The organism is Polaromonas sp. P1_G2 (genome assembly GCF_056405515.1).
This window is the reverse complement of the sequence record NZ_JBFUBY010000243.1, coordinates 1-6263: the sequence shown is the minus strand read 5'-3', so window position 1 is coordinate 6263 and position 6263 is coordinate 1. Positions and strand designations below refer to the sequence as shown.

Here is a 6263-nt window from a genome sequence, read left to right as displayed (position 1 = left end):
CGAGACCCCGCCTGAACCGAGCACCGCAGGTTGCCCGTAGCGAAGCGAAGGGACGCAGCAACCAGGGTCGCCTTTTCTTTTGCTTACTTTTCTTTTGGCGAAGCAAAAGAAAAGTGAGTAGCCGCCGGGCTACCCCCGGCCAGCAGAACGTAAAAGAGAGCACAGAGGAAGCGCACTCGCCGGAGCAAGACCCGGCCCACCCTTATCTTGGTAAAAACAACAACCAATAAATCAACAACAAATTCACCACAACACTAACCGCCAACAACAACCTCCACAACATCACCGGATCCCGCTCAATCAAGGGCGTCCCCTGCGGCGCGGTGAGCGGCCGCGAAGCACCCCGCTCCAGCGCCAGCAACAGCTCCTCGGCGGTTTCGAAGCGCCGGCGCTTGTCGCGCGCGACGGCCTTGAGCACCACGTGGTCCAGCCAGATCGGCACTTCGGGGTTGATGCGGCTGGGCGCGACGGGGTCGCGGTAATAGCGGCCGGCCTGGTAAGGCAGCACCTCGCCATAGGGCAGGCGGGTGGTCAGCAGCTGGTACAGGGTGACGCCCAGCGCGAACAAATCGCTTTGCGCGTCTGGCAGTTCCTCGGGGCCGTCAGCAGCGGCGGCGCTGAAGCCCCATTGCTCGGGGTTGATGAAACTGGGCGTGCCGGCGTGCAGCTTGCGCATGGCTTCGGGTTCGCGCCCGCTGAGCGCCACGCCCAGGTCCAGCAGGCGCAGCACGCCGTCTTCGCCCTGGTGCAGATTGGCGGGCTTGATGTCGCGGTGGATCACGCACTGGCGGTGCAGCCTTCCCAGTGCGCGCGCCGCCTGGGTGGCCACGCCCAGCACCTGCTCGACGCTGAATTTATGCCGGCGGTCCAGCTGCTGCTGCAGTGTCTCGCCGCTGTGCCAGTCATACAGCAGGTAAAACGCGCTACGTTCCTGGCCGTTCGGCAGGCGGTCGTGAAGGTTGACCAGGTGCGCCGCCGCCCTGCCCGACTGCATGCGCAGGGCCAGCCAGGCTTCGTGGGCCAGCATGGCGCGTTCTTCTTCGTCGTGCGAGCGGGCGGGGTTCAGGGTCTTGAGGGCATACAGCACCCGCGTGGCGGGGTCGCGCACCTGGTAGAGCACATTGATGCCGTTGTCGGCCACCGGGGCCGTCACAGCCAGGCCGTCCATCACGTCGCCCACCTTCAGGCGCGGCGGAATGGGCAGCGTCTGCGCGATGCGGGTCACGTCCTGCAGCGTGGCATCCAGCAGGCCTCGCACACGAACCACCACGGCCGTCACGTTGTCGTCGCTGCCGGCGGCCAGGGAGGCGTCCACCAGGCCCTGGCTGGCCACCTGGGCGCCGCCGGCCTCCTGGAGGCCGGCGAAATCCTTCAGCCGCGCATCGCGCAGCACGCCGTGCACACCGTCGGTGACGAGGACGAACACATCGCCCACCTGCAGGTCGCCCTGCATGTAGTCGACCACCACATGGTCTTCAGCGCCCACGGAACGCAGCAGCTGGTGCTTGAAATCGGGATGGTTGACGGCGTGGTCGTGCGTGAGCTGCTGCAGCGTGCCGCCGCGCAACAGATAGGCCCGCGAATCGCCCACGTGCGCCAGGGTGTAGGACTGCCCGCGCAGCACCAGCGCCGTGAGGGTGGTCAGGCCCATGGCCGGCTGGCGCCGGCGGTTGATGCCGGCCAGCCAGGCATTCTGCGCGCCGATGATGCGGTCCAGGGCCACGGTGGTGTCCCAGGTCTCGGGCGTGCCGTAATAGTCGCGGACCAGGCTGGTGACGGTAGTTTGCGCCGCCTCGCGGCCCATGCCGCCGGTGCTCACGCCGTCGGCAATCGCGACGATGGAGCCCATGCCCTCATAGCCGGGCTCGGGCAGCATGGCCGCGCAGAAATCCTCGTTGCTGCTTTTGCGGCCTGCGAGGGTTGCAAAGCCAATGTCCAGATCAAATGCCATGCACCAATGTAAGCAAGTTCAATGCCCGATATTGGTGCATTGCAGCAATGCACTGTTCCGGGGGCAGGGCCGTTAAGGGACTAGCTAGCCCACCAGCATCTGCATGCTGCGCTCGTACTGCACCGAAAGCTGCTCAAAGACGTCGAGCAGTTCTTCACTGGCGATGGCCAGCCCTTCAAGGCGCCTGGCATCTTTGCCTTTGGCGATGCTTGCGGCGCCTGCGCGCATCTGCGTCCAACCCGCAGCCGCCTTGTCGAGCGACGCACGAATCTCTTTGCTGGTCAGCGGGATGTCGTTGAGGTACTGCAGCGCCTTCTCGAATGCCGCCTGCGACTCGGCCATGCCCGCCTCACTGCGCTGCGAGACGGCCACGCCGCCCAAGGCCTGGAGCAGCGCGTATTTCGCGAAACGCTGGCTCAGCATGCGCTGGCGCCCGGCCAGGTTGAGCATTTGCAGCGGCGGCATGGCGCCGGCGTTTTCCAGGCTGCCGGTCATGCGTTCGGCTTCCTGCAGCAGCAGTTCGGCCAGCTCATCCAGGTGTGCCATCTCGCCGGCGGCCGGGCTCCCCTGCAGGGCAGGCTTCAGGCGGGTCCAGGTCACCGTGACCTGCCCGAGCAAGTCGCCAAAAGTGGGCTGCGACAGGCTTTTGCCGAGGGCGGCGATGTTGGCGTCGATGCGCAGCACCGATTCCTTCAGCAGCTCTGTCACGCGTTCGGCCTGCACCCCCGCCAGCCGCAGCAGGGCCAGCTTGACCAGGCGCTGCGACAACATGCGCAGCTGGCCGGAGCGGTTGACGTCTTCGGCGAAGCGCGCCGAATGGATGATGTGCTGCGACACCTGGCCCAGGCGCTGGTTGGTGTGCATGGAGGCGGTCCGCAGGATCTGGAAGGCGTCGTCGTCGGACACCTGGCGGGCTCGCATCAGGATGCCTTTGGCGCGGTCCACCACCTTGCGCTCTTCCAGCCGGCTGGCGACATCCTTGATCTGCCCCTGCAGGGCCTGCTCGCGCTGAAAGCGTGCCTGGGCCAGGTGGATCAAGGGCCGCAGGCGCTGCGGGCCGTAGCCGTTGACCACATAGGCATGAACACCCACTTCCAGGGCGCGCGTGATCCTGGCGGCGTCGCTGTCGGTGGTCAACACGATCACCGGGCACGGGGCGGTGTCACTGACCACCTGCAGCAGCCTGAACAGGTCTTCGCCCGGCAGCGCATCGTGGCAAATCACCACATCGGGTGCCTGGCGCAACACCTCTTGCACCAGTTTGCTGCGCTCGCTGACGACCGCCAGGACCTGGATGCCGGCCGCTTCCAGGTCAGCTACCAGCGGATTGCCGCCGGCGGGGCCGTTGAGGTGTACCAATGCGGAAGTCATACAAATCAATAGGTTGAGAGGGAAAACAGGGTAAATCAGAACGCAAGTCGCGGGCCATGCGCCGGTTGCATCCGGCGGCGCGCATCGCAGGCCAATGATATGGCACAAGTTTTGCATTAGCCATTGCGGGCGTAACGACGCGCCCGACCTTAGCGAATGCACTGCGGGTCCTGCGTACAACGACGTACGTAATGGTGTGCCTCATACCGGGTTTTAAGCCCGGGTCCCTGTTTGACCGGGAGAGAGCATCATGAATTTCACCTTGTTTCCGACAAGCCGGACCGGCTTGAAAGCCTTGAAGACAGGCCACTGGATGCGTGCGTGCGCGAGTTGCGCTACACGGCCGTGGCATGACGTTTGCACCTGCAACCTTTGAATCCCTGGAGTAGCCCCATGAAAAAATCAAAACTGGTGATGGTCGGAAACGGCATGGCCGGCGTGCGCACCCTGGAAGAATTGCTCAAGGTCGCCCCCGACCTGTATGACATCAGCGTCTTCGGCGCCGAGCCCCATCCCAATTACAACCGCATCCTGCTGTCGCCCGTGCTGGCCGGTGAACAGACGCTGGACGAGATCGTCCTGAACCCCTGGGACTGGTACAAAGACAACCACATCACGCTGCATGCCGGCAAAAAAGTGGTGGAAATCGACCGCGTCAAGCGCGTGGTGCGCGCCGAGGACGGCACCGAAGAGGAATACGACCGCCTGCTGATGTGCACCGGCTCCAACCCCTTCATCCTGCCGGTGCCGGGCAAGGACCTGCAGGGCGTGATCGCCTACCGCGACATCGCCGACACCAACGCCATGATCGACGCGGCGAAGAAATACAAAAAAGCCGTCGTCATCGGCGGCGGCCTGCTGGGCCTGGAAGCGGCAAACGGCCTGATGCTGCGCGGCATGGAGGTCACCGTGGTGCACGTGATGCCCTGGCTGATGGAGCGCCAGCTCGACGACGTGGCGGGCAAGCTGCTGCAGAAATCGCTGGAAGACCGAGGCCTCAAATTCCTGATCGGCGCGCAGACCCAGGAGCTCACCGGCAACGACGAAGGCCGCGTGAAGTCCATCAAGTTCAAGGACGGCAGCGAAGTGGCCACCGACCTCGTGGTCATGGCGGTGGGCATACGCCCCAACACCCAGCTGGCCGAGTCCATGCGCCTGCACTGCAACAAGGGCATCGTCGTCAACGACACCATGCAGACCGTCACCGACGCGCGCATCTACTCGGTGGGCGAATGCGCGGCGCACCGCGGCATCGCCTACGGCCTGGTCGCGCCGCTGTTTGAGCAGGCCAAGGTGGCGGCCAACCACCTGGCGCAGTTCGGCATAGGCCGCTACTCGGGTTCGCTGACCTCCACCAAGCTCAAGGTCACCGGCATAGACCTGTTCAGCGCCGGCGAATTCATGGGCGGCGACGGCGCCGAGGAAATCGTGATGAGCGATCCCTTCGGCGGCGTCTACAAAAAGCTGGTGATCAAGGACGACAAGCTGGTCGGCGCCTGCCTCTACGGCGACACCGTGGACGGCAGTTACTACTTCAAGCTGCTGCGCGACGGCCGCAGCGTGGCCGACATCCGCGACAAGCTGATCTTCGGCGAGTCCAATCTCGGCGATGCCGGCCACGAAGGCCAGAACAAGGCCGCGCTGATGTCCGACGACGCGGAAGTCTGCGGCTGCAACGGCGTCAACAAGGGCGCGATCTGCAAGGCCATCAAGGAAAAAGGCCTGTTCACGCTCGACGAGGTGCGCAAGCACACCAAGGCCAGCGCTTCCTGCGGCTCCTGCACCGGCCTGGTCGAGCAGATCCTGATGTTCACGGCCGGCGGCGACTACTCGGCCACGCCCAAGCTCAAGGCCATGTGCGGCTGCACGGACCACGGCCACCAGGCGGTGCGTGACGCCATCCGGGCCAACAAGCTGCTCAGCATTTCGGACACTTTCAAGTTCATGGAATGGAAGACGCCCAACGGCTGCGCCACCTGCCGCCCTGCCGTCAACTACTACCTGATCAGCACCTGGCCCAAACAGGCCAAGGACGATCCGCAAAGCCGTTTCATCAACGAACGCAGCCACGCCAAYATCCAGAAGGACGGCACCTAYWSCGTCRTSCCGCGCATGTGGGGCGGCGAGACCACGGCCAGCGAACTGCGCCGCATCGCCGACGCGGTGGACAAGTACAAGATCCCGACCGTCAAGGTCACGGGCGGCCAGCGCATCGACCTGCTGGGCGTGAAGAAAGAAGACCTGCAAAACGTCTGGAAAGACATCGGCATGCCCTCAGGCCACGCTTACGCCAAGGCCCTGCGCACGGTGAAGACTTGCGTGGGCAGCGAATGGTGCCGCATGGGCACCCAGGACAGCACGCAAATGGGCAAGGACCTGGAACGCGCGATGTGGCGCATGTACGCGCCGCACAAGGTCAAGTTCGCCGTCAGCGGTTGCCCGCGCAACTGCGCCGAATCCGGCATCAAGGACGTCGGCATCATCGGCGTCGATTCGGGCTGGGAGATGTACATCGCCGGCAACGGCGGCATCAAGACGGAAGTCGCCCACTTCTTCACCAAGCTCAAGACCGCTGCCGAGGTGCTCGAGTACACCGGCGCCTTCTGCGAGCTCTACCGCCAGGAAGGCTGGTACCTGGAGCGCACGGTGCACTATGTGAACCGCGTGGGCCTGGACTATGTGAAGAAAAAAATCCTGGAAGACCACGAAGGCCGCAAGGCGCTGTGGGAGCAGCTGCAGTTCGCGCTCGACGGTGAACCGGATCCCTGGTTCGACCTGAAAGAAGCGTCCGTGGACACCCGCCAGTTTGAAAAACTCGCTCCCGCCTGACCGCTTCATCGCTTGCTCGCCCAAAGCCCGAATTGAGAGATCACTATGTCTGAATGGAAAAAAATCTGCCTGGTCACCGACATCCCGGTGCTCGGCTCGCGCCGTGTTTCAC

Annotated in this window: 4 protein-coding genes; 2 read left to right on the top strand and 2 right to left on the bottom strand. The window is 64.2% G+C overall.

Annotated elements, in window-relative coordinates; genetic code table 11:
* Positions 1–230, top strand: a 230-nt coding sequence (locus AC1D0P_RS20090; protein ID WP_477678369.1) for a hypothetical protein, incomplete at its 5' end; no start/stop codon positions are given.
* Here AC1D0P_RS20090 and AC1D0P_RS20085 read toward each other — a convergent pair.
* Both AC1D0P_RS20085 and AC1D0P_RS20080 read right to left on the bottom strand, forming a co-directional pair.
* Positions 203–1951 (bottom strand): bifunctional protein-serine/threonine kinase/phosphatase, encoded by a 1749-nt coding sequence (locus AC1D0P_RS20085; protein ID WP_477678368.1) that lies wholly within the window; start codon positions 1949–1951, stop codon positions 203–205. The two genes, AC1D0P_RS20090 and AC1D0P_RS20085, sit on opposite strands and share 28 nt — an antisense overlap.
* 84 nt (positions 1952–2035) lie before the next feature.
* A complete protein-coding gene (locus AC1D0P_RS20080; RefSeq protein WP_477678367.1) occupies positions 2036–3322 on the bottom strand; it encodes a type IV pili methyl-accepting chemotaxis transducer N-terminal domain-containing protein in 1287 nt (428 codons plus the stop codon).
* A gap of 393 nt (positions 3323–3715) precedes the next feature.
* Between AC1D0P_RS20080 and nirB the strand changes: the two genes are divergently transcribed.
* Positions 3716–6151, top strand: coding sequence for a nitrite reductase large subunit NirB (nirB, locus tag AC1D0P_RS20075; RefSeq protein ID WP_477678366.1), 2436 nt, complete (start codon positions 3716–3718; stop codon positions 6149–6151).
* The last annotated feature ends 112 nt before the right edge of the window (positions 6152–6263 follow it).

Coding starts and splice junctions, on each gene's coding strand:
- AC1D0P_RS20085 (WP_477678368.1), bottom strand. CDS start 1,951: ATGGCATTTGATCTGGACATTGGCTTTGCAACCCTCGCAGGCCGCAAA.
- AC1D0P_RS20080 (WP_477678367.1), bottom strand. CDS start 3,322: ATGACTTCCGCATTGGTACACCTCAACGGCCCCGCCGGCGGCAATCCG.